The 21,871-nt window shown below is 63.5% G+C and carries 16 protein-coding genes; 13 read left to right on the forward strand and 3 right to left on the reverse strand.

All coding sequences use genetic code 11. The features are described 5' to 3' along the window. Positions 1-5 precede the first annotated feature (5 nt). The gene (locus RL_RS07435) at positions 6-1,232 is read right to left on the reverse strand and encodes an MFS transporter (protein WP_086935543.1); all 1,227 of its coding nucleotides are present in this window, start codon (positions 1,230-1,232) and stop codon (positions 6-8) included. A gap of 375 nt (positions 1,233-1,607) precedes the next feature. On the opposite strand from RL_RS07435, the gene RL_RS07440 reads away from it, so the two are divergent. The 13 genes from RL_RS07440 to RL_RS07500 all read left to right on the forward strand — a co-directional run bounded on the left by RL_RS07440 (position 1,608) and on the right by RL_RS07500 (position 16,600). Further along, the gene (locus tag RL_RS07440) at positions 1,608-1,856 is read left to right on the forward strand and encodes a hypothetical protein (RefSeq protein ID WP_011651133.1); all 249 of its coding nucleotides are present in this window, start codon (positions 1,608-1,610) and stop codon (positions 1,854-1,856) included. A 55-nt stretch (positions 1,857-1,911) separates the two neighbouring features. Continuing rightward, positions 1,912-2,583 (forward strand): response regulator transcription factor, encoded by a 672-nt coding sequence (locus RL_RS07445; RefSeq protein ID WP_011651134.1) that lies wholly within the window; start codon positions 1,912-1,914, stop codon positions 2,581-2,583. After that, the gene (locus tag RL_RS07450) at positions 2,573-3,976 is read left to right on the forward strand and encodes a sensor histidine kinase (RefSeq protein ID WP_003546769.1); all 1,404 of its coding nucleotides are present in this window, start codon (positions 2,573-2,575) and stop codon (positions 3,974-3,976) included. Before RL_RS07445 ends, RL_RS07450 begins: the two co-directional genes overlap by 11 nt. A 118-nt stretch (positions 3,977-4,094) precedes the next feature. Beyond that, complete coding sequence (locus tag RL_RS07455) at positions 4,095-4,517, forward strand: outer membrane protein (RefSeq protein ID WP_011651135.1); 423 nt, start codon at positions 4,095-4,097, stop codon at positions 4,515-4,517. Positions 4,518-4,567: 50 nt separating this feature from the next. Next, positions 4,568-5,755, forward strand: coding sequence for a c-type cytochrome biogenesis protein CcmI (gene ccmI / locus RL_RS07460; protein ID WP_041936235.1), 1,188 nt, complete (start codon positions 4,568-4,570; stop codon positions 5,753-5,755). Further along, positions 5,752-6,279 carry a cytochrome c maturation protein CcmE gene (ccmE, locus tag RL_RS07465; RefSeq protein ID WP_011651137.1) on the forward strand — a complete coding sequence of 176 codons (528 nt, stop codon included), beginning with the start codon at positions 5,752-5,754 and terminating at the stop codon, positions 6,277-6,279. Before ccmI ends, ccmE begins: the two co-directional genes overlap by 4 nt. Next, positions 6,276-8,264 (forward strand): heme lyase CcmF/NrfE family subunit, encoded by a 1,989-nt coding sequence (locus tag RL_RS07470; RefSeq protein WP_011651138.1) that lies wholly within the window; start codon positions 6,276-6,278, stop codon positions 8,262-8,264. The genes ccmE and RL_RS07470 overlap by 4 nt, the downstream gene beginning before the upstream one ends. Next, positions 8,261-8,716 (forward strand): cytochrome c-type biogenesis protein, encoded by a 456-nt coding sequence (locus tag RL_RS07475; RefSeq protein ID WP_011651139.1) that lies wholly within the window; start codon positions 8,261-8,263, stop codon positions 8,714-8,716. Before RL_RS07470 ends, RL_RS07475 begins: the two co-directional genes overlap by 4 nt. A 214-nt stretch (positions 8,717-8,930) precedes the next feature. Next, positions 8,931-10,526: a Do family serine endopeptidase gene (locus tag RL_RS07480; protein WP_011651140.1), complete on the forward strand. Its 1,596-nt coding sequence runs from the start codon at positions 8,931-8,933 to the stop codon at positions 10,524-10,526. Between the two features lie 76 nt (positions 10,527-10,602). Beyond that, positions 10,603-11,349 (forward strand): response regulator transcription factor, encoded by a 747-nt coding sequence (locus tag RL_RS07485; protein ID WP_003546781.1) that lies wholly within the window; start codon positions 10,603-10,605, stop codon positions 11,347-11,349. Then, entirely contained in the window at positions 11,346-12,758 is a 1,413-nt protein-coding gene (locus RL_RS07490; RefSeq protein ID WP_011651141.1) for a sensor histidine kinase, read from the forward strand. The genes RL_RS07485 and RL_RS07490 overlap by 4 nt, the downstream gene beginning before the upstream one ends. 133 nt (positions 12,759-12,891) lie before the next feature. Next, positions 12,892-15,849, forward strand: a complete 2,958-nt coding sequence (locus RL_RS07495; RefSeq protein WP_011651142.1) for a bifunctional [glutamine synthetase] adenylyltransferase/[glutamine synthetase]-adenylyl-L-tyrosine phosphorylase — start codon at positions 12,892-12,894, stop codon at positions 15,847-15,849. Between the two features lie 100 nt (positions 15,850-15,949). Next, entirely contained in the window at positions 15,950-16,600 is a 651-nt protein-coding gene (locus RL_RS07500) for a glutathione S-transferase family protein (protein WP_011651143.1), read from the forward strand. 23 nt (positions 16,601-16,623) lie between these two features. Here RL_RS07500 and RL_RS07505 read toward each other — a convergent pair whose 3' ends face one another. Further along, a complete protein-coding gene (locus tag RL_RS07505) occupies positions 16,624-18,933 on the reverse strand; it encodes a PAS domain-containing sensor histidine kinase (protein ID WP_011651144.1) in 2,310 nt (769 codons plus the stop codon). A 192-nt stretch (positions 18,934-19,125) separates the two neighbouring features. Continuing rightward, positions 19,126-21,774, reverse strand: coding sequence for an aminopeptidase N (gene pepN / locus RL_RS07510; RefSeq protein ID WP_011651145.1), 2,649 nt, complete (start codon positions 21,772-21,774; stop codon positions 19,126-19,128). Between the last annotated feature and the right edge of the window lie 97 nt (positions 21,775-21,871).

The raw sequence follows: 21,871 nt of genomic DNA on the forward strand, positions 1-21,871 counted from the left end.
GATAATCAGGAAATATTAAGAATGGCTGATTCCGATGCGCGGGCGCCGCGCACCAGCGCCAACAGCATCAGCACGAAGATGAGCGACAATGCCGCCAGAACGGCGCAGGCGGCGAGCGCCGGGCCGGTGCCGGCGCGGTCGAGGATGGCGGTGAAGATGACGGGGGCGATGGCGTTGGCGAGATTCTGCGGCAGCGACAGCCTGGCCGATTGCAGTCCGAATTCGCGCGGTGAGAACAGCGCCAGCGGCAGCAGCGCGCGGGCGACGGTCATGACGCCGGTGCCGAACCCGTAGAACAGGACGAAGGTGACGAGCAGCGGCGTCGACGGGCTGGCAACCAGCATAATAAGGAAGCTCATCATCATCAGGCTGATACCCATGGCCGCGCTGAGCATGGGGTTGCCGCGCCGGCCGAGCAGCATGTCGAGGAAACGTGCCGAGATGCCGAGGATGCCGCGTGCCGAGCCGAGTTGCAGTGCAAAGGCCGGCGAAGCGCCGGACTGGCGGAAGATTTCGAGCAGCGATGGCGAGATGCCGAAGGTGACGAAGGTCGAGATCGTCGTCGCCGCGGCGATCAGCAGAAAGGCTTTGCGCTGCTTGGCCTTCGACAGCGGTACTGGAGCGATTTCGGCTGTGCCCCCGTCGACATGTGTTGCGATCGGCTTCGGCAGGGCGAAAAGATGCAGCGGCAGGCAGACGAAGAATTGCAGTGCCGCACAGACCAGGAAGGTGAGGCGCCAGCCGACCGCCTCGTTGAGCAGGCTGAGGATCGGCCAGAAGATGGCGCTCGAAAGCCCGGTGAACAGCATCAGGATGGCGATGACGCGTTTGCCGTTTGCCCCTTCGCGCTCGACGACGGCAGTATAGGCCGGCGCCGAGAGGCCACATGCGCCGCCGATGCCGATGATGATCCAGGCGCTGGCATAGAGCACGATGCCGTTTGCGGCGGCAAGCAGAAGCAGGCCAAGCGCAAAGGTCAGCGAGGCGGCCGAAAGCACCCGGGCAGCACCATAGCGGCCGAGCCATCGGCCGGTGGCCGGACCGACGATGGCGCTGACCACCATCATGATCGTCAGGCCGGCAAATACCACTTCGTTCGCCAGGCCGAGATCCGGCGCCACGACGCGGCCCATGACCCCGAGCATGTCGAACGTCGTGCCCCAGCCGATCAGCTGGGTAACGGCAAGGACGGTGACCGTCTGCGCCGAGCGGAAGCGGGAGGATTTTGGCATCGGTGCTGAAACGGTCTGAGATGGGGGGCAGCAAGGACATAACAGTTTCAACCGGCCGGTGAAAGCTGCGGGCGACAGGAAAGAGAAGAGCGCGGCCGATTCGCAGGCAAAGACTGCGGTGTCGGTCCCGCCGGGTCCCAACCTTTACGGGAGCTGATAAAGAACGCGTGGATCCCGAGGCTGGAGGGCATCGTTTTGGCGCGCTACGGCGGTAGCCGGAGCTTGCCGCCGCGGCGGTTTTCAGGCGCTGAAACAGGCTGTCCCGAACAGTCGAGAACAGTTCTAAACACCCTGCATTACAGCGCATTCATTTGCCATTCAGGTCGCGTGAGTACATATTCGGGGCAAGTTGGCATTACCTTGAAAGCATAACACATGGCCTTTCCTCTGAGCGTCGCAGCATTGGCCGCCGGACTGGTGGTATCGGCGCCCTCACCGGACGCCGCGAGCAGTTTTGTCGTGCGTATCGGAGGCGATTGCAGCGCCGCCGCAGCCCAGGTCGTCGAGCAGACCGGCGGCCAGCTCCTGTCCGTGCAACCGGTGGGCGATACCTGCATCATCACCGTTCTTGTGCAGGGCAATGGACAGCGCCCACGCAAAGTCACGGTAAAGGTTCCGATGTAGGCGGAATCGGCTTATTCAGGACATTGATTGATTTGAAGCGGACGAAGGCGGACCGATGCGCATCCTGGTAGTCGAAGACGACGTTAATCTGAACCGGCAGCTGGCCGACACGCTGAAGGAGGCGGGCTATGTCGTCGACCAGGCGTTCGATGGCGAGGAAGGCCATTTCCTCGGCGACACCGAACCCTATGACGCCATCATCCTCGATATCGGCCTGCCGGAGTTGGACGGGGTCACCGTTCTTGAAAAATGGCGTGGCGCCGGCCGCGGCGTGCCGGTGCTGATCCTGACGGCGCGCGACCGCTGGAGCGACAAGGTCGCCGGCATCGATGCCGGTGCCGACGACTACGTCACCAAGCCCTTCCATGTCGAGGAAGTGCTGGCCCGCATTCGGGCATTGATCCGGCGCGCGGCGGGGCATTCCTCATCCGAGATCATCTGCGGGCCGGTGCGGCTCGATACCAAGTCCTCGAAGGCGACGGTCAACGGCGCGACGCTGAAGCTGACCTCGCACGAATATCGCCTGCTTTCCTATCTCATGCATCACATGGGCGAGGTCGTCTCGCGCACGGAACTGGTCGAGCATATGTATGACCAGGATTTCGACCGTGATTCCAACACGATCGAGGTCTTCGTCGGCCGCCTGCGCAAGAAAATGGGGGTCGACCTGATCGAAACGGTGCGCGGTCTCGGTTACCGTATCCAAGCGCCGAAACATGCGAATTAAGTCGCTCACCGCACGTGTGTTGTTGTTGACCACGGTCTGGTCGACGGTGGCGCTGGTGGTGATCGGCCTCTTGATCTCCACCCTCTACCGCAAGAGCGCCGAACGCGGTTTCCAGGATCTGTTGCGGGCGCAGCTCTACAACGTCATCAATTCGGTGACGATCGGCGATCAGGGCGCTCTCAGCGGCAGCCCGCAGCTCGGCGACCTGCGTTTTGCCCAGCCGAAGACCGGCTGGTACTGGGTGGTGGAGCCGCTCGGCACCTATACGACGGCACCGCTGGTCTCGCCTTCGCTCGGCTCGGCGCTCATTCCGGTTCCCTCTGTCGTCGAAGCGCCCTTCGACAAGAATTACGAGCGCTATTATCAGGTGACGGATGCCTCCGGGAACCGCGTGCAGGTGGCCGAGACCGAAGTGGTGCTCGATACCGACGGGCGTGCGGCGCGCGTCCGCGTCACCGGCAATGTCGATGTCGTCGAAGACGACGTGCGCACCTTCTCCCACAGCCTCTATCTGGCGCTCGCCGGCTTCGGCGTCGGCAGCCTGATCGTCAACGCGCTGGCGATTCTCTACGGCCTGAAGCCGCTCGACAAGGCGCGTGCCGCACTGGAGCGCATCCGCGCCGGCGAGAGCGAACAGCTGAAAGGCGACTTCCCGCGCGAAATCCTGCCGCTCGCCAACGAGGTGAACGCGCTGATCGACAGCAATCGCCGCATCGTCGAGCGAGCCCGCATGCAGGTCGGCAATCTCGCACATTCGCTGAAGACGCCGATCGCCGTGCTTCTCAACGAGGCGCGCGTGCTCGAAAAATCCCATGGCGAGCTGGTGCGCAGCCAGGCGGAAGCGATGCAGGGGCAGGTGCAGTCCTATCTCAATCGAGCGCGCATCGCCGCGCAGCGCGAATCCGTGCTCGCCCGCACCGATGCCGAGCCGGCGCTTGAACGGCTGGTGCGCGTCATGCGCCGGCTGAACGTCGATACCGAATTCGATCTTGTCGTCTCGCCGCCGCATCTGGCCGTTGCCATGGAGCAGCAGGATCTCGAGGAGACCGTCGGCAACCTCCTGGAAAATGCGGCGCGTTTTGCCAAGAGCCGGGTGCGGCTTTCGGCGGTCGAGGCCGGCGAGGATGTGAAGGGGGTGGAGGCGAGCGCGCGCCGCCACTGGGTGGAGCTCGCCGTCGAGGATGACGGGCCGGGCCTGGAGCCGGACCAGATCCGCGAGGCGCTGAAGCGCGGCCGCAGGCTCGACGAAAGCAAACCCGGAACCGGGCTCGGCCTTTCGATCGTTACCGAGATTTCTAACGAGTACCAGGGACGGCTCGAGCTTTCCCGCGGTGAATGGGGCGGGCTGAAGGCCAAGCTTATCTTGCCCGGCGTCACAAAGGATGTTGCATGAGCAACTGCTTGATGTCACAAAGATACTGGCAAATGTATAGCATGCTTTGCCTTAATGCTGACACGGGGACGCTGCACTTCGATCGGCTGAAATTGACCCCTGATCGTGGTTCGACGCAATGATTTTACGCTCGCAAGGCATGATCGTTTCCGCTCTTCTCGTCGCCGTCGCGCTGTCCGGCTGCACGACGACGAAGAGTGCCGCCTCGCGTGGCATTTTTTCGAGCAAGCCCTCGGCATCGGCCGCCTTCATCACCGCGCTGCAGGGTGGCATCGTCGGCCGAAGCGGCGTGAGCTTGAACGACAGCGACAAGCAGCGGGCGCTCGAGGCGGAATATCGGGCGCTGGAAGGGGCCGCCGTCGGCCAGCCGGTGCTCTGGACCGGCAAGGACGTGACCGGCAAGGTGGTGGCGGCTGCGCCCTATCAGGTCGGTTCGCAGAACTGCCGGCAATATACCCACACGCTGACCGTCGACGGCAAGGACACGGTGGCGCGCGGCGCTGCCTGCCGCAACAACGACGGCAGCTGGTCACCGCTCTAAATTGCGGCTTATAGCCTCAAATCTTCGTCATTCCGGCTTTGGCAGTTGGAATGACGGCGCGCTTCACGTATTTGGGCGACATGCTGTTCTGGATTCTCGTTGCCGCTTTGACGGCAGCCCTCGCCGTCATCCTGCTCTACCCCCTTCTGCGCGGAGCGAAGGCGGCGGATAATATCCGTGCGGGCGAGGCGGCGGTCTATCGCGACCAGTTGCGCGAACTCGACCGCGATCTCAATGGCGGGCTAATCACCCCGGAGGAGGCTGATTACGCCAGGGCGGAAATCGGCCGGCGGCTGATCGCCGTCTCTGCCGACGAGCCGGCTGAGACACTGAAACCCGCGCGGCATCACCGTTTCACCGAGGCCTTCGTCCTCCTGGTCCTGCCGGTTCTCGGGCTCTGTCTTTATTTGACGACGGGCAGGCCGGACCTGCCCTCGCAGCCGCTGGAAGCGCGGCTGGAAAACCCTGGCAACGACGTGGCGGTGCTGATCACCAAGGCGGAACGGCACCTGGCTGAGAAGCCCGATGACGGCAAGGGCTGGGACGTGCTGGCGCCGATCTATTTCCGCACGATGCGCGTCAACGACGCGCAACTGGCCTATCGCAATGCCATCCGGCTTCTCGGCCCGAGTCCCGTCCGGCTCGATGGTCTTGCCGAGACGCTGATGGCGGTCTCGGACGGCGTGGTGACGGAGGAGGCGCGGCAAGTGCTGGAACAATCGCTGACGCTCGAACCTGACAACCCGCGTGCCCGCTTCTACATCGCCCTCAGCATGGAGCAGGCGGGACGGCCCGATGAGGCGCGCCAGGCCTTTGAGGCGCTGGCAAAACAATCGCCGGCCGATGCGCCCTGGCTGCCGCTGGTCAACCAGCATATCGCCATGAACGGCGGCGCGCCGGCAGGCGCCGGTTCGGTTGCCCCAGGCGCCAATCCGGCTGCTCCGGGCAATCCCACGCAGCAGGATGTGGCGGCGGCCGAGACTATGAACGCCGGCGACCGGCAGCAGATGATCCGCGGCATGGTCGAAAGCCTCGATGCCAAGCTCAGCGAGGATCCGAACAATTTCGAGGGATGGATGCGGCTCGTCCGCTCTTATGCCGTATTGAACGACAAGGATCGCGCCGCCGACGCCTTGAAGCGCGGGCTTGCGGCTTTTCCGCCGCCCGGCGAACAGGGCAGGCAATTGCTGGCGCTTGCCAGGGAACTCGGCATCGCCACGGAGGGAGCGACGCAATGACGCGCAAGCAGAAGCGCCTCGCGGTGATCGGCGGCGGCATGGGCTTCATCATCGCCGCCGTGTTGCTGGTCATGTTCGCCTTCAGCCAGTCGGTCGCCTATTTCTACATGCCGGCCGATCTCGCCAAGACGCCGGTGGCGCCGGAAACCCGCATCCGCCTCGGCGGCCTGGTCGGCGAGGGCAGTGTCGTGCGCGGCACCGGCTCGACGGTGGAGTTTGCCGTCACCGACGGCAGCACCAACGCCGTGAAGGTCAAATATACCGGCATTCTCCCCGATCTCTTCCGCGAGGGCCAGGGCGTCGTCACCGAAGGCATGTTCACTGCCGGAACGAACGTCTTCGTCGCCGACACCGTGCTTGCCAAGCATGACGAGACCTATATGCCGAAGGACGTGGCCGACAGGCTCAAAGCCCAGGGACTGTGGAAGGAAGGCCAAGGCCAGGAAGCTCAGGGCCAGGAAGGTCCTGGGAAGCAAGGCCCAGGAAAGCAAAGCCAAGCGCAGGAAGTGAAGGCGACGCCATGATCATCGAGATCGGCCATTACGCGCTGGTGCTGGCGCTGGCAACGGCGCTCATCCTCTCGATCGTGCCGGTGATCGGAGCCCGTCGTCACGACCGGGCGATGATGGATGTGGCGACGGTCGGCTCGCTGGCGATGTTTGCGCTGGTCACCTTCTCCTTCGGCGTGCTGACCTATGCCCATGTCGTCTCGGATTTCTCGGTCGAGAACGTCTGGGAGAATTCGCATTCGCTGGTGCCGCTGCTCTATAAATATTCCGGCGTCTGGGGCAATCACGAGGGATCGATGATGCTCTGGCTGTTGATCCTGACGCTGTTCAGCGCGCTGGTCGCCATCTTCGGCTGCAATCTGCCGGAGACGCTGAAGGCCAATGTATTGGCCGTGCAGGCCTGGATTTCGGTCGCCTTCACGCTGTTCATTCTTTTGACCTCCAATCCCTTCCTCCGTCTCGATCCGGCGCCGGCCGAGGGCCGCGATCTCAACCCAGTTCTTCAGGATGTCGGCCTGGCGATCCACCCGCCGCTGCTCTATCTCGGTTATGTCGGCTTCTCCGTCTGCTTCTCCTTTGCCGTTGCGGCCCTGCTGGAAGGGCGCATCGACGCCGCCTGGGCACGCTGGGTGCGGCCCTGGACGCTGGCCGCCTGGACCTTTCTGACGCTTGGCATCGCCATGGGCTCCTACTGGGCCTATTACGAGCTCGGCTGGGGCGGCTGGTGGTTCTGGGACCCGGTGGAAAACGCCTCCTTCATGCCGTGGCTCGCCGGCACCGCACTGCTGCATTCGGCGCTTGTCATGGAAAAGCGCGAGGCACTGAAGATCTGGACGGTGCTGCTCGCCATCCTCACCTTCTCGCTGTCGCTGATGGGCACCTTCCTGGTGCGCTCCGGCGTGCTGACCTCGGTGCATGCCTTTGCCAGCGACCCCTCCCGCGGCGTCTTCATTCTCTGCATCCTGCTGATCTTCATCGGCGGGGCGCTGTCGCTCTTTGCCTTCCGCGCGCCGAAGCTGTCGGCAGGCGGGCTGTTTGCGCCGATCTCGCGCGAGGGCGCGCTCGTCGTCAACAATCTGATCCTGACGGTTGCTTGCGGCACGGTGCTGACGGGCACGCTCTATCCGCTGCTTTTGGAAACGCTGACCGGCGACAAGATTTCCGTCGGAGCGCCCTTCTTCAACCTTACCTTCGGCCTGCTGATGGCGCCGCTGATCGTCATCGTGCCCTTCGGGCCGATGCTTGCCTGGAAGCGCGGCGATCTGCTCGGTGCCCTGCAGCGGCTCTATGTCGTCGCAGGTCTGGCCTTCCTTGTCGCGGTGGCCTTCTTCTATATCCAACATGGCGGGCCGGTGCTTTCAGTGCTCGGCCTCGCTGCCGGGCTGTTCCTGGTCCTCGGTGCGGTGGCCGATCTCTGGTACCGCGCCGGCATCGGCAAGGTCGCGGGCAGTCTCGCCTGGCGCCGGCTTTCCGGCCTGCCGCGTTCGGCCTTCGGCACCGCGCTCGCCCATGCCGGGCTCGGCGTCACCGTGCTCGGCATCGTCGCCGTCACGACGTTCGAAAGCGAGCATGTCATCGAGATGAAGCCGGGGCAGGTGACCGAGGCCGGCGGTTACAGCCTGCATTTCGACGGCATGCAGCCGGGGACTGGGCCGAACTATACCGAGGACCGCGGCCACTTCACCATCCGGCGTGGCGGTGTCGCTGTTGCCGATACGTGGTCGGCCAAGCGGCTCTATACCGCCCGGCAGATGCCGACGACGGAGGCGGGCATCCTGACCTTCGGGCTCAGCCAGCTCTACGTGTCGCTCGGTGACGCCACCAAGGATGGCGGCATCGTCGTGCGCATCTGGTGGAAGCCGTTCATTCTCTGCATCTGGGGCGGAGCGGTGTTCATGGCCTTCGGCGGCCTGGTCTCGCTCAGCGACCGGCGCCTGCGTGTCGGCGCCCCGCGCCGCAAGGCGAAGCCGGCAGCTCCCGCAATGGAGCCGGCCGAATGATGCGGCGTCTGCTCCTGGCTGTCGCTTTGCTGCTGATGGCGGCCCCCGCCTTTGCCGTCAATCCTGACGAGGTGCTGGCCGATCCGGCGCTCGAAGCGCGCGCCCGCGCCCTTTCGGCGGAACTGCGCTGCATGGTCTGCCAGAACCAGTCGATCGACGATTCCAACGCCGATCTGGCCAAGGATTTGCGCCTGCTGCTGCGCGAGCGCATCGCCGATGGCGACAGCGACGAGGCGGTGCTGACCTATATCGTCTCGCGCTACGGCGAGTTTGTGCTGTTGAAGCCGCGTGTCAGCATGAAGACGGTGCTGCTCTGGGGCGCACCGGTACTGCTGGTGCTTGCCGGCGGGCTGTCCCTGCTGGTCTTTGCGCGCAAGAGGGCCGGCAAGCCGACCGGCAGCAAGCTGACGGCAGACGAGCAGGCGAAGCTGAGCGAGCTTCTGAAGAAATAATCGACCAGGCTGAGCCTGCAGGCGAGCATTTCTGGCCGCATCCAGGTCGCCCGGAAAAGCCGTCGGCACGTTTGGCCGAAAGCGAACCATGCAAACATTACCAACTTTTCATTGGCCGGACAGTTCGCAGTAAGGTGCGGCGTCCTATATCTTTAGTCATCGACTGATCCGGCGCCGCCGGTCTGAAGATTTAAGAACAAGAGAAGGTGCTCCAATGCTCAAGAATTTCAACGGACGTCCGTCCCTCGCTACTGTGCTCAAGGCTTCTACCGTCGCCGGTATCGCAGCCGCTGTGCTTGCAACCGGCGTTCCGCTCGAAATCACCCGGTCTTATGCCGAAGCTGTCAAGGTTCAGGCGCCTGCCGTTCCGAGCTTCGCCAACGTCGTCGACGCCGTTTCACCGGCTGTCGTTTCCGTCCGGGTCGAGAACCGCGTCAATCCCGTCTCCGACAACAACAATGACGGCTTCTCCTTCGATTTCAACGGCCGCGGCTTCGACGACCTTCCCGACGATCATCCGCTGAAGCGGTTCTTCAAGCAGTTCGGCCAGGATCCGAATGACCAGCAGGGCCATTCCAGGCGCTTCGGCCAGAACGGACCGAATGGCGGCCCGAATGGTCCGGGCGGCAAGGGTCGCCTCCGCCCCGTCGCCCAGGGTTCCGGATTCTTCATCTCCGAGGACGGCTATATCGTCACCAACAATCACGTCGTTTCCGATGGCCAGGCCTTCGTCGCGGTCATGAATGACGGCACCGAGCTCGATGCCAAGCTGATCGGCAAGGATCCGCGCACCGACCTCGCCGTGCTGAAGGTTGATGGCAAGGGCAAGAAGTTCACCTACGTCAACTGGGCCGACGACAATAATGTCCGCGTCGGCGACTGGGTCGTTGCCGTCGGCAACCCCTTCGGCCTCGGCGGCACGGTCACGGCCGGCATCGTCTCGGCCCGCGGCCGCGATATCGGCTCCGGTCCCTATGACGATTACCTGCAGGTGGATGCCGCCGTGAATCGCGGCAACTCCGGCGGTCCGACCTTCAACCTCAGCGGCGAAGTCGTCGGCATCAACACCGCGATCTTCTCGCCGTCGGGCGGCAGCGTCGGCATCGCCTTCGCCATTCCCGCCTCGACCGCCAGGGACGTCGTCGCCGATCTGATGAAGGACGGCCAGGTCTCGCGTGGCTGGCTGGGTGTGCAGATCCAGCCGGTGACCAAGGATATCGCCGAATCCATCGGCCTCTCCGAGCCGAGCGGCGCCCTCGTCGTTGCCCCGCAGGCCGGGTCACCGGGTGACAAGGCCGGCATGAAGGCCGGCGACGTCGTCACCGCGCTGAACGGTGAGACGATCAAGGATGCCCGTGATCTCAGCCGCCGCATCGGCGCGATGCAGCCGGGCAGCAAGGTCGAGCTTTCGGTCTGGCGCGCCGGTAAGGCCCAGCCTCTCACCGTCGAACTCGGCACGTTGCCGATCGACCAGAAGGATGCGTCCGCCGATGACAACAGCCAGCCGCAGCAGCCTGAGGCACCGGCTTCCGAGAAGGCGCTTGCCGATCTCGGCCTGACGGTCGGCCCGTCTGACGACGGCAAGGGCCTGGCGATCACAGGCATCGATCCGGACTCCGACGCTGCCGACAAGGGCATCAAGGAAGGCGAAAAGATCACTTCGGTCAACAACCAGGAGGTCGCCAGCCCTGAGGATGTCGTCAAGGTGCTGAACCAGGCCAAGAAGGACGGCCGCACCCGCGCGCTCTTCCAGATCCAGTCCAATGAAGGAAGCCGTTTCGTCGCGCTTCCGATCAACGGCCAGGGCTGATCCCTAAGACAACTTGGAGCCGCGCGGACGAAACTCCGCGCGGCTCGATTCTTCTGACCTTTGAAGGATGATCGCGATGAGCGCCGCCCCGCAGGAAGATGCTTTGAGCCTTGCCGAAACGCAGCCGGCGGGTAATGTCGGCCGCATGAAGATTCTCATCATCGAAGATGATCTCGAAGCAGCCGTCTACCTCACGAAAGCCTTTCGCGAGGCGGGCATCGTCGCCGATCACGCCAGCGACGGCGAGAGCGGCCTGTTCATGGGGTCGGAAAATACCTACGACGTCATCGTCATCGACCGCATGCTGCCGCGCCGCGACGGGCTCTCGGTCATCAGCGAGTTGCGCCGCAAGGCTATCCATACGCCGGTCCTCATCCTCTCGGCACTCGGCCAGGTCGATGACCGCGTGACCGGTCTTCGTGCCGGCGGCGATGACTACCTGCCGAAGCCCTATGCCTTCAGCGAGTTGCTGGCGCGCGTCGAGGTGCTTGGCCGCCGCAAGGGCACGCCGGACCAGGACGTCGTCTATCGCGTCGGCGATCTCGAACTCGACCGGCTCTCCCACGAGGTGCGCCGCGGCGGCAAGGAGATCCCGCTGCAGCCGCGCGAATTCCGCCTGCTGGAATATCTGATGAAGAATGCCGGCCAGGTGGTGACCCGCACCATGCTGCTCGAAAACGTCTGGGACTATCACTTCGACCCGCAGACCAACGTCATCGACGTCCATGTCTCGCGGCTGCGCTCGAAGATCGAAAAGGACTACAGCCAACCGCTCCTGAAGACCATTCGCGGCGCGGGGTACATGATCAAGGATGAGGGATGAGCCGTTTCAAGGTTCTCTTCAAGTCCACAGCAGTCCGCCTTTCGGCACTCTATATCCTGCTTTTCGCCATCTGCGCCGCGACGCTCGTCTTCTATGTGACGGCAATGTCTGAACGGCTGCTGACCGGCCAGATCCGCGACGCCGTCAGGCAGGAGGTGGAGCAGGTGCAGCGCGCCTACGACACCGGCGGCATGAACCTTCTCCTGCGCACGATGGAGCGGCGTGCCCGCCAGCCGGGCGCCAACCTCTATATCATCGCCGGTCCCTCGGGCGATATTCTCGCCGGCAACGTCGCGTCGGTGCAGCCGGGTGTCTTCGAGGAGATCGGCTGGACCTCCGCGCCCTTCGGCTACCAACGCTATACTGACGGCGGGGGTGTCGAGCGCCGCCACAAGGCGATCGCCAATATTTTCGTGCTCGATAATGGCCTCAGAATCCTGATCGGCCGCGACCTCGGCGACCCCGAGCGGTTCCGTCTGCTGGTGCGCCAGGCGCTGATGGTGGCCCTGGCGATCATGGGGCTTGGCGCCATCATCATCTGGTTCGCCATCGGCCGCAACGCGCTGAAACGCATCGACCGCATGTCGGATGCCAGCAAGAAGATCATGGCCGGCGACCTGTCGCAGCGCCTGCCTGTGGGCGGATCCGGCGATGAATTCGACCGCTTGTCGATGTCGTTGAATACCATGCTGGAGCGCATCGAGAAGCTGAACGAGGGCCTGCGGCAGGTCTCCGACAACATCGCCCACGATCTCAAGACACCGTTGACGCGGCTCCGCAACAAGGCGGCCGATGCGCTCGATATCGCCGATGGCGAGACGCGGCGCACCGCACTCGAAGGCATCATTTCCGAATCGGACCAGTTGATCCGCACCTTCAACGCGCTGTTGATGATCTCCCGCGTCGAGGCTGGATCGGTCGCCGCCGAGATGTCGCCGGTGGAGCTTTCGGCCATCGTCTCCGATAGCGCCGAGCTTTACGAGCCGGCGGCGGAGGAGGCCGGCCTTGGCCTGAGCTCCAGCATCGAGCCGGATGTCGAGGTCCAGGGCAATCGAGAGCTGATCGGTCAGGCAATCTTCAATCTGCTCGACAATGCCATCAAATATTCCTCCGATACGGAAGGGGCGGGCAAGGTATCGCTGAAGCTCTCCCGCCGCCCGGATGGCATCTGCCTTTCGGTGGCCGACCATGGACCGGGCGTTCCGGCCGACAGGCGCGACGACGTGGTGAAGCGCTTCGTCCGCCTCGATGAAAGCCGATCGAAGCCGGGAACGGGGCTCGGGCTTTCGCTGGTGGAAGCGGTGATGGAGCTGCACAACGGCCGGTTGGAACTCACCGATACCGATCCCGACAAGCCCGAAAAGCGCGGATTGACCGTCAGCATGATCTTCCCCGCCAAGGCTGCCTGATGGCCCGCTGCCGATGATCGGCTGAATCGCGTATTGGCGGTTTTCCGCCAAGACCCTAGTTTAATGCCGGTCGAAGGAGGCGTTCCCGTGATTCTGCGGGACCGTACCTTAGGCGCTAAAGCAGGGAGAGCGCATGCTGACGAAATCGACGCATGGCCTGAAGGATGTGGCCGAAGGGCTGCTGCGTCCGCTGAACCAGGCGGAGTTGAAGCTGGCGCTGGCCGACCTTCAGGAGGCCGGCAGGAGCGAGCCGTCGGTGGCTGCGATGCTGAAGACGGAAGGCCCGCTTCGCGATTTCATTGCGGCCGTGCTGACGCTGTCGCCTTATCTGCGCGAAATCGTCAATCTCGATCCCGCCATCCTCGCTGGTGCCATCACCCAACCGTTGGAGCCGCAGATCGAGGCGCTGGTCGCCGAGGCGCGGCGCTGCTGGCAACGGGACGGAGAGGGGGCAGCACCTTCGGAATCCGTGGTGATGAGCAGGCTGCGCATCATCAAGCGCAAGGTGGCCTTCCTCGTTGCACTCGCCGATCTCGCGCGCATCTTCGACGGGCGGGCGACAACGGCCTGGCTGAGCGAGCTTGCCGAAGCTTCGGTTGCCGCCGCGATCGATCATCTGCTGCTGGCGGCGCATGAGGGTGGAAAGCTGCGGCTGCGGGATGTGGCGGCACCGAGCGACGGCTCTGGGCTGATCGTGCTCGGCATGGGCAAACTCGGCGCATCCGAACTCAACTATTCCTCCGATATCGACCTCGTCGTCGTCTTCGACGAACAGGCCGGCATCGTGCCCGACCCGGATGACGCGATCGAAGTCTTCCCGAGAATGATGCGGCGGCTGGTGCGCATCCTGCAGGAGCGCACAGCCGACGGCTATGTCTTCCGCACCGATCTAAGATTGCGCCCCGATCCCGGCTCGACGCCGCTGGCGATCCCGGTCGATGCGGCGATGATCTATTATGAGGGCAGGGGGCAGAACTGGGAACGGGCTGCTTTCATCAAGGCGCGCGCGGTTGCCGGTGACTTGGCCGCGGGCGGCGATTTCCTGCGTGGGCTCGCCCCTTTCGTCTTCCGCAAATATCTCGATTACGCGGCGATTGCCGATATCCATTCGATCAAGCGGCAGATCCACGCGCATAAGGGCCACGGCGCCATTGCGGTCAAGGGTCATAACGTCAAGCTCGGCCGCGGCGGCATTCGCGAGATCGAATTCTTCGTCCAGACGCAGCAGCTGATTGCCGGCGGCCGCATGCCGGCATTGCGTGGACGGGCGACGGAGGAGACGCTCGGTGAACTCACCAAGGCGAAATGGATCGACGCGGAAACCCGTGACGAACTGACCGAGGCCTACTGGTTCCTGCGCGATGTCGAGCATCGCATCCAGATGGTGCGCGACGAGCAGACCCACCTGCTGCCGGAGACGGATGCCGACCTGAAGCGCATCGCCTTCATGATGGGCTTTTCCGACACGCCGAGCTTCTCCGAACGACTGGTCGGCGTGCTGAAGACGGTCGAGCGGCGTTATGCCCATCTTTTCGAGCAGGAGAGCAGGCTTTCCACAGACACCGGAAATCTCGTCTTCACCGGCCAGGGCGACGACCCGGATACGCTGGAGACGCTGAAGAAACTCGGTTTTACCAGACCATCCGATATTTCCCGTATCATCCGCACCTGGCACTACGGCCGCTACCGGGCGACGCAATCGGTCGAGGCGCGCGAAAGGCTGACGGAGCTGGCGCCGGAGCTCCTGCGGGTCTTCGGCGAAAGCAAACGCGCCGACGAAGCGCTGCTGCGCTTCGACAGTTTCATCTCCGGCCTTCCCTCCGGCATCCAGCTGTTCTCGCTGCTCGGCAGCAACCCGGCGCTGCTGTCGCTGATCGTCAACATCATGTCCTCGGCACCCCGGCTTGCCGAGGTGATCGCCGCCAAGCCGCATGTCTTCGACGGCATGCTCGATCCCGGCCTGATGGCCGAGCTGCCGACGCGCGATTATCTCGGCGAGCGGCTGAAGGGCTCGCTTGCCCAGGCGCGCCACTATGAAGAGGTGCTCGACCGGCTGCGCATCTTCGCCGCCGAGCAGCGCTTCCTGATCGGCATCCGCCTGCTCACCGGCGCGATCAACGGCGTGATGGCCGCACGCGCCTTCACCCATCTCGCCGATCTCATCATTGCGGCGGCACTCGATGCCGTGGTCGGCGAGATGCGGGCAGCACACGGCGACTATCCCGGCGGGCGCATTGCGGTCGCCGGCATGGGCAAGCTCGGCAGCTTCGAGCTGACGGCCGGGTCCGACATCGATCTGATCCTGCTCTATGATTATGACGATGCGGCTTCCGAATCCGACGGGCCGAAGCCGCTCGATGCGACGCGTTACTTCACCCGCATCACCCAGAGGCTGATGGCCGCCTTGTCAGCGCCGACCGCCGAAGGCGTGCTCTATGAGGTCGATATGCGGCTGCGCCCATCCGGCAACAAGGGGCCGGTCGCCACCCGCATCAATGCCTTCGGCAAGTATCAGCGCGAAGAGGCATGGACCTGGGAACATATGGCGCTCAGCCGCGCCCGGCTGATTTGCGGCAATGAGAGCTTGATCGCCGAGGCGGAACTGATCGTCCGGGAGGTCCTGTCGGCCGATCGCGATATTGCCAAGGTGGCGCATGACGTCGCCGAAATGCGCGAACTGATCGACAAGGAAAAGCCGCCCTCCGGCCCATGGGACCTGAAGCTGATCCCCGGCGGCGTCATCGATCTCGAATTCATCGCCCAGTATCTGGCGCTGATCGCGCCGACCAAGGGCGTCGGCATTGCCGTGAATGGGGTGAGCACCGGCGAGGCCCTGAAACTGCTCGGCGACCGGCTGATGGCAACCACCGATCTCGACATATGTCTCGAGGCCTTCACGCTTTATACCGGACTTTCGCAACTGATCCGCCTCTCCATCGACGGCCTGTTCGATCCGAAGGAAGCGCCGGCCGGCCTCGTCGAACTTGTCTGCCGCGCCGGCGACTGCCCAGACATCAAGACGCTCGAAGCGGAGGTGAAGCGGCTGTCGAAAGCGGTTCGGAAAATATTCCTGAATGTCGTGAAAGCCTGATCTCACGCCAGATGGAACGACCGGGAGGATTATCTCGAGCATGGCCTGTCGGATTCTCGTTTAGCCAGTCGTCTTCAGGACAAAGCTATGGAGAACACCAATGACGATTACCATTACCGCCTTTGAACGATCGCCCGATCGCGGCAGGGGTCTGGCACGTGACATGCGCGTTCGCTGGGCGCTCGAAGAAGTAGGCCAGCCTTACGACGTTCGTCTTGTTTCGTTCAAGACGATGAGAGAACCCGCGCATCTGGCACTTCAGCCTTTCGGGCAGATCCCGACCTATGAGGAAGGCGATCTCGCTTTATTCGAGTCCGGCGCCATCGTCTTCCATATCGGCGAGCGCCATGCGGGCCTGCTGCCGGACGATGCGAATGCCCGGGCGCGGGCGCTCACATGGATGTTTGCCGCGCTCAACACGGTGGAACCACCGATCTTCGACCGCGCTCTCGTCATGATCCTCGAGCGCGACAAGCCCTGGTACGACCATCGCCTTTCTGCCCTTGAGGACAGCATCCGGAAACGGCTGACCGACCTCTCCCGCCGTCTTGGAGATGCCGACTGGCTCGACGGCGCCTTCAGCGCCGGTGACCTGCTGATGGTGTCGGTGCTGCTCAGGTTGAAGGGATCTGCTATACTCGAAGAATATCCGAACCTCTCCGCCTATGTCGCCCGCGGCGAAGCGCGGCCAGCATACAAGCGTGCTTTCGCCGCTCAGCTGGCGGTTTTCACCGCCGCATCAGCCGACTGAAAAAGGTCGACTCTGATCCTGGCCTAGACATCGTCGGGGATGCGCAGCGAGATCACCGTGCCGACCGCTTCGCGTGAGCGGATCTTCATGCGGCCGCCGTGCAGCGAGGTCAACGAGCGGGAGATGGCGAGCCCGAGGCCGGAGCCGCCCTTGCTCTTGGCATACTGGCTCTGCACCTGCTCGAAGGGCTGGCCGATCTTCGACAGCGCCGAGCGTGGAATGCCGATGCCTGTGTCGGCAATGGTGACGAAGACGGCGCCGTCGACGCGGCGTGTACGCAACGCAATGCGGCCGCCATTGTCGGTGAACTTGACCGCATTGGAGAGCAGGTTGAGCAGCACCTGTTTCATTGCCCGGCGGTCGGCCATCAGCGTCAGGCCGGAGCAGATGCGCTGTTCGATGACGATGTTCTTTTCAGCTGCGGGCATGGCGGTGAAGCGCAGGCTTTCCTCGATCAGCGGTACGAGGTCGATGCGCTCGCAGTGCAGCCTGACATGGCCGGCTTCGATCTTCGACATGTCGAGAATGTCGTTGATGACGTTGAGCAGATGTTTGCCGCTGTCATGGATATCGCGGGCATATTCGTCGTATTTCAGCGAGCCGAGCGGCCCGAACATCTGGTTCTGCAGGATTTCCGAGAAGCCGAGGATGGCGTTGAGCGGTGTGCGCAGCTCATGCGACATGTTGGCGAGGAATTCCGATTTCGCCTTGTTGGCGGCCTCGGCGCGTTCCTTCTCCGCCTGGTAGTTGGCGTTGGCCGTCGAAAGCTCGGATTTCTGGATCTCCAACGTCTGGCGCGAAGCGGACAGATCGCCGATCGTCGCCATCAGCCGGCGCTCGGATTCGCGCAGCCGCTCCTGATGGCGTTTCATCAGCGTGATGTCGGTTCCCACCGAAACCCTGCCGCCGTCGCGGGTGCGCCGCTCGTTGATCTGCAGCCAGCGCTCGTCGGCAAGCTGCACCTCCGTCGTACGCGAATAGCCGGAGCCGTCGGCATCGGAAATCCGCCGCTCGATGACGGGCCGGGCGGCGGCGGCATTGACGGTCGAGCGCTCGGTGCCGGGCACGAGCACGCTGTCCGGCAGGCCATAGGCCTGCTGGAAATGCGTGTTGCACATGACCAGCCGATCGTTCTTGTCCCAAAGCACGAAGGCTTCCGAGGTGCATTCGATGGCGTCGGCCAGGCGCTGGTCGGCTTCTGCGTAGCGCTGGGCGAGCCGATGCTGTTCGGTCACGTCCATGGCGATGCCGATCAGGTGCATTCGGCCGGAATTGCTGCGGATCACCTGGGCACGCGCCCGCATCCAGACATAGTGGCCGCCGGCATGGCGCATGCGGAAGATCTGATCGACCTGGCCGGAAGAGCCCTTGCCGATGGCGCGCGCGATCTCGTAGAGCCCGCCGTCATCGGGATGCATCAGGCGGGCGGCTTCGCCGAAACCCATCGTCTTGTCGGAGCCCGGCAGACCGAGCATGTCGTACATCGAGCGCGACCAGAAGAATTCGCGGTTCTCGAAATCGAAGTCCCAGAGGCCGCAGCGGCCGCGCGACAGCGCCGTCTCGACGCGCAGGTTCGATTCCAGGAAGATGTCGTCGGCGTCGCGGGCGCGTTTCACCTGCGTGTAATAGGCGTAGAGGATGACAAGCAGGATCGAGGAGATGCCGGCAAACAGCGTGACGTTGAGCGCCAGTTCCTCGCGCCAGAGCCGGTCGATCTCGTCAAGCGAGGTGGCAGCCACGATATAACCGCCGGCATTGCCCATCAGCGTGATCTCGGCATAATGCGGCACGCCGCCGATCGTCGTTTCGATGACGTCGGCGCGATCGCCGAAGCGGCGGATCGCCGAGACCTCGGGGAAGAAATCGCCGACATTGCTGCCAACATGCGAAAGCCCTGCGGTGGTTGCGGCAAAAACCTTGCCGCTTGCCTGCACGAGCAGCACGAAAGCGCCGCTATCCAGCCGGTCTTGCGGCAGGTATTTGGCGAGGCGAGCCTGCGCTCCGGTGATATCGCCGCTGTCGAAGATGTCGGCCGCATCGGCAAACACCGCAGAGGCGGTCGCCGCCGAAAGTGCGGTGGCATGGCGCGCCGAGGCCTCCAGACGCCCGTATTCGCTCATCATGCCGAAGAAGTGCGAGGCGGCGACGACGGAGAGGAAGGCGACGATCAGCGCCGGGATGGCCCGCTTCAAGACCAGCTCGGCCTTCGGCAGATAACGGAGAAGTGGTTCCGATGTCGCATGGCCGGAAAGGCTGTCGCGCCAGGCTTTGAGCCCGTCAAAATCGACACGCAGCCGTCCTCCGGCCACGGTTGCCCGCCGCACGTCCATCATCTCTTCGCCTTGTCCCTCGTGTGATTCGCGCGCCGCTCGCTCGAACCTGACCTAGAGAATCATGGGTGATTCGCCTTGTCCAGAGGCAAAGGTAAAAATCCGTTAACTATTTATAATTTGGTGTTTTTCAGGCGATTCGAATCACGGCTGCAGACGACCGTCGCGCTTTTCGCGACGGCCGAATGAAGCAAATCACCCCTTAAGCGTACGCTCGACGATATCGCGCACGTCGGTCGAAAGATCGGCGGCCCGCTCGATCTCGATCAGCGCCGAGCGGGCGTGATCGGCACGCACGGATTCGAGCGAACGCCAGGAGCGCATCGAGGTCAGGATGCGGGCGGCAAGCTGCGGGTTGCGCCCGTCGATATCGAGAATCTGATCCGCGAGGAAGCGATAGCCTTCGCCGTCGGCGCGGCCGAATCCGGTCGGGTTGGCAAAGGCGAAGGTGCCGACCAGCGACCGCATCCGGTTCGGATTGGTGCGCTTGAAGAGCGGATCGTCCATCAGAGCGCGGACCCTTCCCAGGGTTTTTGCGCCCGGAATGCCGGCCTGGATCGCGAACCATTTGTCGATGACGAGCGCATTTTCCGCGAAGCGCTCACGGAAGGTGGCGAGCGCCTCGCTCGTCTCCGCGCTGTCGGGAAAACGATGGGCGAGGATGGTCAGCGCATGGCTGAGATCGGTCATATTGTTGGCCGCATCGAAGGCGGCCTTGGCGCGGGCCGGCGTCTGTTCGGCATGCGAGAGATAGGTGAGGGCGCTATTGCGCAGCGCCCGCAGGCCGGCGCTTTTCGCATCCGGGTTGAAATCGCCTGATGTCGTCATCGCTGCGTAGAGGCCGGCAAAGACATCCTTTCCGGCATCGGCGATCTGTTTCAGGACCGCCTGCCGGCCGGCATGGATGGCATCGGGATCGTTGTTGCCGCCAAGTTCCCGGGCGATATCGGATTCGCTCGGCAGAGCCAGCGCCTGGGCGCGGAAGGCGGGCTCGAGGCTCTCGTCGGCGGCGGCGGCAATTAACGTCTCGACGAAGGTCGCCTCGCAGACCACAGGCTTGCCCTCGCGGGCGTCGCGTGCCGCTTTCAGCAGGTTCGGCAGCGCCAGATCGGTCAAGGCCTGCCAGCGGGCGAAGTGATCGGTCTCATGGCGGGCGAGATGGGCAAGATCGGCCGGGCTCTGATCGAAATGCAGGTTGATCGGCGCCGAGAAGCTGCGGTTGATCGAAACGACCGGCCGCGAGCCAACGCCATGGAACACGGCCGTCTGCGTGCGCCCTGTAAGATGCAGCACCTCGCCGGCATATTCCGCGCCGTCGACCGAGGTCGGCTCGATCTTGCCGCCGTTTTCGCCAAACAGCGCGAGGCTGAGCGGAATATGCATCGGCTCCTTGCTCGGCTGGCCGGGCGTTGCCGGGATCATCTGTTCGAGCGATAGGGTGAAACTGCCGGCCGCCGCATCATAGCTGCCCGATGCGGTGACGAGCGGCGTGCCGGCCTGATGGTACCAGAGCGAAAATTGCGTGAGGTCGCGCCCGCTTGCATCCTCGAAGCATTTGACGAAATCCTCGATCGTCACGGCCTCACCGTCATGGCGGTCGAAATAGAGGTCCATGCCTTTCTTGAAGCCGTCCTTGCCGAGCAGCGTCGCGATCATCCGCGTGACTTCGCTGCCCTTTTCGTAGACGGTCGTCGTGTAGAAATTATTGATCTCGCGATATGTCGTCGGCCGCACCGGATGGGCGAGCGGGCCGCCGTCCTCCGGGAACTGCTCCGATTTGAGATGGCGCACTTCGGCGATGCGCTTGACGGCGCGCGAGCGCTGGTCGGAAGAGAATTCGTGGTCGCGATAGACCGTCAGGCCTTCCTTGAGGCACAGCTGGAACCAGTCGCGGCAGGTGATGCGGTTGCCGGTCCAGTTGTGGAAATATTCATGCGCGATGATCGTTTCGATATTGGCATAGTCGGCATCGGTGGCGATCTCGGGATCGGCAAGCACGTATTTGTCGTTGAAGACGTTGAGGCCCTTGTTCTCCATCGCGCCCATGTTGAAGTCGGAGACGGCGACGATCATGAAGATGTCGAGATCGTATTCGCGGCCGAACCTCTCTTCATCCCACTTCATCGAGCGTTTCAGCGCGTCCATGGCATAGGCTGCGCGCGGCTCCTTGCCGTGCTCGACATAGATTTTCAGCACCACCTCACGGCCGGACATGGTCGTGAACGTGTCTTCGACGACGCCGAGATCGCCGGCGACGAGCGCAAAGAGATAGCTCGGCTTCGGATGCGGATCGAACCAGGCGGCGAAATGCTTGCCGGGGCCATAGCCGGCGCCGCCGAGGAAGTTGCCGTTCGACAAAAGCAGCGGGTTGGCGTCCTTGTCGGCAACGATGTTGACCGTGAACGGCGCAAGCACGTCGGGCCGGTCGGGGAAATAGGTGATGCGGCGGAAACCCTCCGCCTCGCACTGCGTGCAGTAGATGCCGCCGGTGCGGTAAAGGCCCATCAGCTTGGTGTTGGCCTCAGGGTTGATGACAGTGGTGATCGTCAGTTCGAAGGGCGCGCTCTCCGGCAGGTCGCGCACCGTCAGGCTTTCCGGTGTTGCGTCGTAACGCGAAGGGTCCAACTCCACCTGGTCGAACAGCAGCCCCGACAGTATCAGTTCGTCGCCGTCGAGAACGATCGGCGCTGCCGGATCGGTGCCCGGGCGACGATGAAAGATCAGACGTGCCTCGACCTTTGTCTCCGTCGGGTCGAGTTCGAAAGTCAGGTCCACACGTTCCAGCACGAAGTCGGTGGGACGGTAATCTGCCAGATGAATGACCTGGCCGGTATCTGTTCGCATGGTGTTTCCTGAAGACCGTTATTTGATAACCGCGGAATACAGAGGCGGGCGCACTCTGCCATAAATTTTGCCGGGAATGATTACATTAAAGTCTGAA

The sequence above is a fragment of the Rhizobium johnstonii 3841 genome, assembly GCF_000009265.1.
GTDB classification, from domain to species: domain Bacteria; phylum Pseudomonadota; class Alphaproteobacteria; order Rhizobiales; family Rhizobiaceae; genus Rhizobium; species Rhizobium acaciae.

Excerpts from the sequence above, each read along its gene's own strand:
- RL_RS07485 (WP_003546781.1), top strand. The coding sequence starts at position 10,603 with ATGAGCGCCGCCCCGCAGGAAGATGCTTTGAGCCTTGCCGAAACGCAG.
- RL_RS07450 (WP_003546769.1), top strand. The coding sequence starts at position 2,573 with ATGCGAATTAAGTCGCTCACCGCACGTGTGTTGTTGTTGACCACGGTC.
- RL_RS07495 (WP_011651142.1), top strand. The coding sequence starts at position 12,892 with ATGCTGACGAAATCGACGCATGGCCTGAAGGATGTGGCCGAAGGGCTG.
- ccmE (WP_011651137.1), top strand. The coding sequence starts at position 5,752 with ATGACGCGCAAGCAGAAGCGCCTCGCGGTGATCGGCGGCGGCATGGGC.
- RL_RS07500 (WP_011651143.1), top strand. The coding sequence starts at position 15,950 with ATGACGATTACCATTACCGCCTTTGAACGATCGCCCGATCGCGGCAGG.
- RL_RS07490 (WP_011651141.1), top strand. The coding sequence starts at position 11,346 with ATGAGCCGTTTCAAGGTTCTCTTCAAGTCCACAGCAGTCCGCCTTTCG.
- RL_RS07455 (WP_011651135.1), top strand. The coding sequence starts at position 4,095 with ATGATTTTACGCTCGCAAGGCATGATCGTTTCCGCTCTTCTCGTCGCC.
- RL_RS07475 (WP_011651139.1), top strand. The coding sequence starts at position 8,261 with ATGATGCGGCGTCTGCTCCTGGCTGTCGCTTTGCTGCTGATGGCGGCC.
- RL_RS07480 (WP_011651140.1), top strand. The coding sequence starts at position 8,931 with ATGCTCAAGAATTTCAACGGACGTCCGTCCCTCGCTACTGTGCTCAAG.
- ccmI (WP_041936235.1), top strand. The coding sequence starts at position 4,568 with ATGACGGCGCGCTTCACGTATTTGGGCGACATGCTGTTCTGGATTCTC.
- RL_RS07435 (WP_086935543.1), bottom strand. The coding sequence starts at position 1,232 with ATGCCAAAATCCTCCCGCTTCCGCTCGGCGCAGACGGTCACCGTCCTT.
- RL_RS07440 (WP_011651133.1), top strand. The coding sequence starts at position 1,608 with ATGGCCTTTCCTCTGAGCGTCGCAGCATTGGCCGCCGGACTGGTGGTA.
- RL_RS07505 (WP_011651144.1), bottom strand. The coding sequence starts at position 18,933 with ATGATGGACGTGCGGCGGGCAACCGTGGCCGGAGGACGGCTGCGTGTC.
- pepN (WP_011651145.1), bottom strand. The coding sequence starts at position 21,774 with ATGCGAACAGATACCGGCCAGGTCATTCATCTGGCAGATTACCGTCCC.
- RL_RS07470 (WP_011651138.1), top strand. The coding sequence starts at position 6,276 with ATGATCATCGAGATCGGCCATTACGCGCTGGTGCTGGCGCTGGCAACG.
- RL_RS07445 (WP_011651134.1), top strand. The coding sequence starts at position 1,912 with ATGCGCATCCTGGTAGTCGAAGACGACGTTAATCTGAACCGGCAGCTG.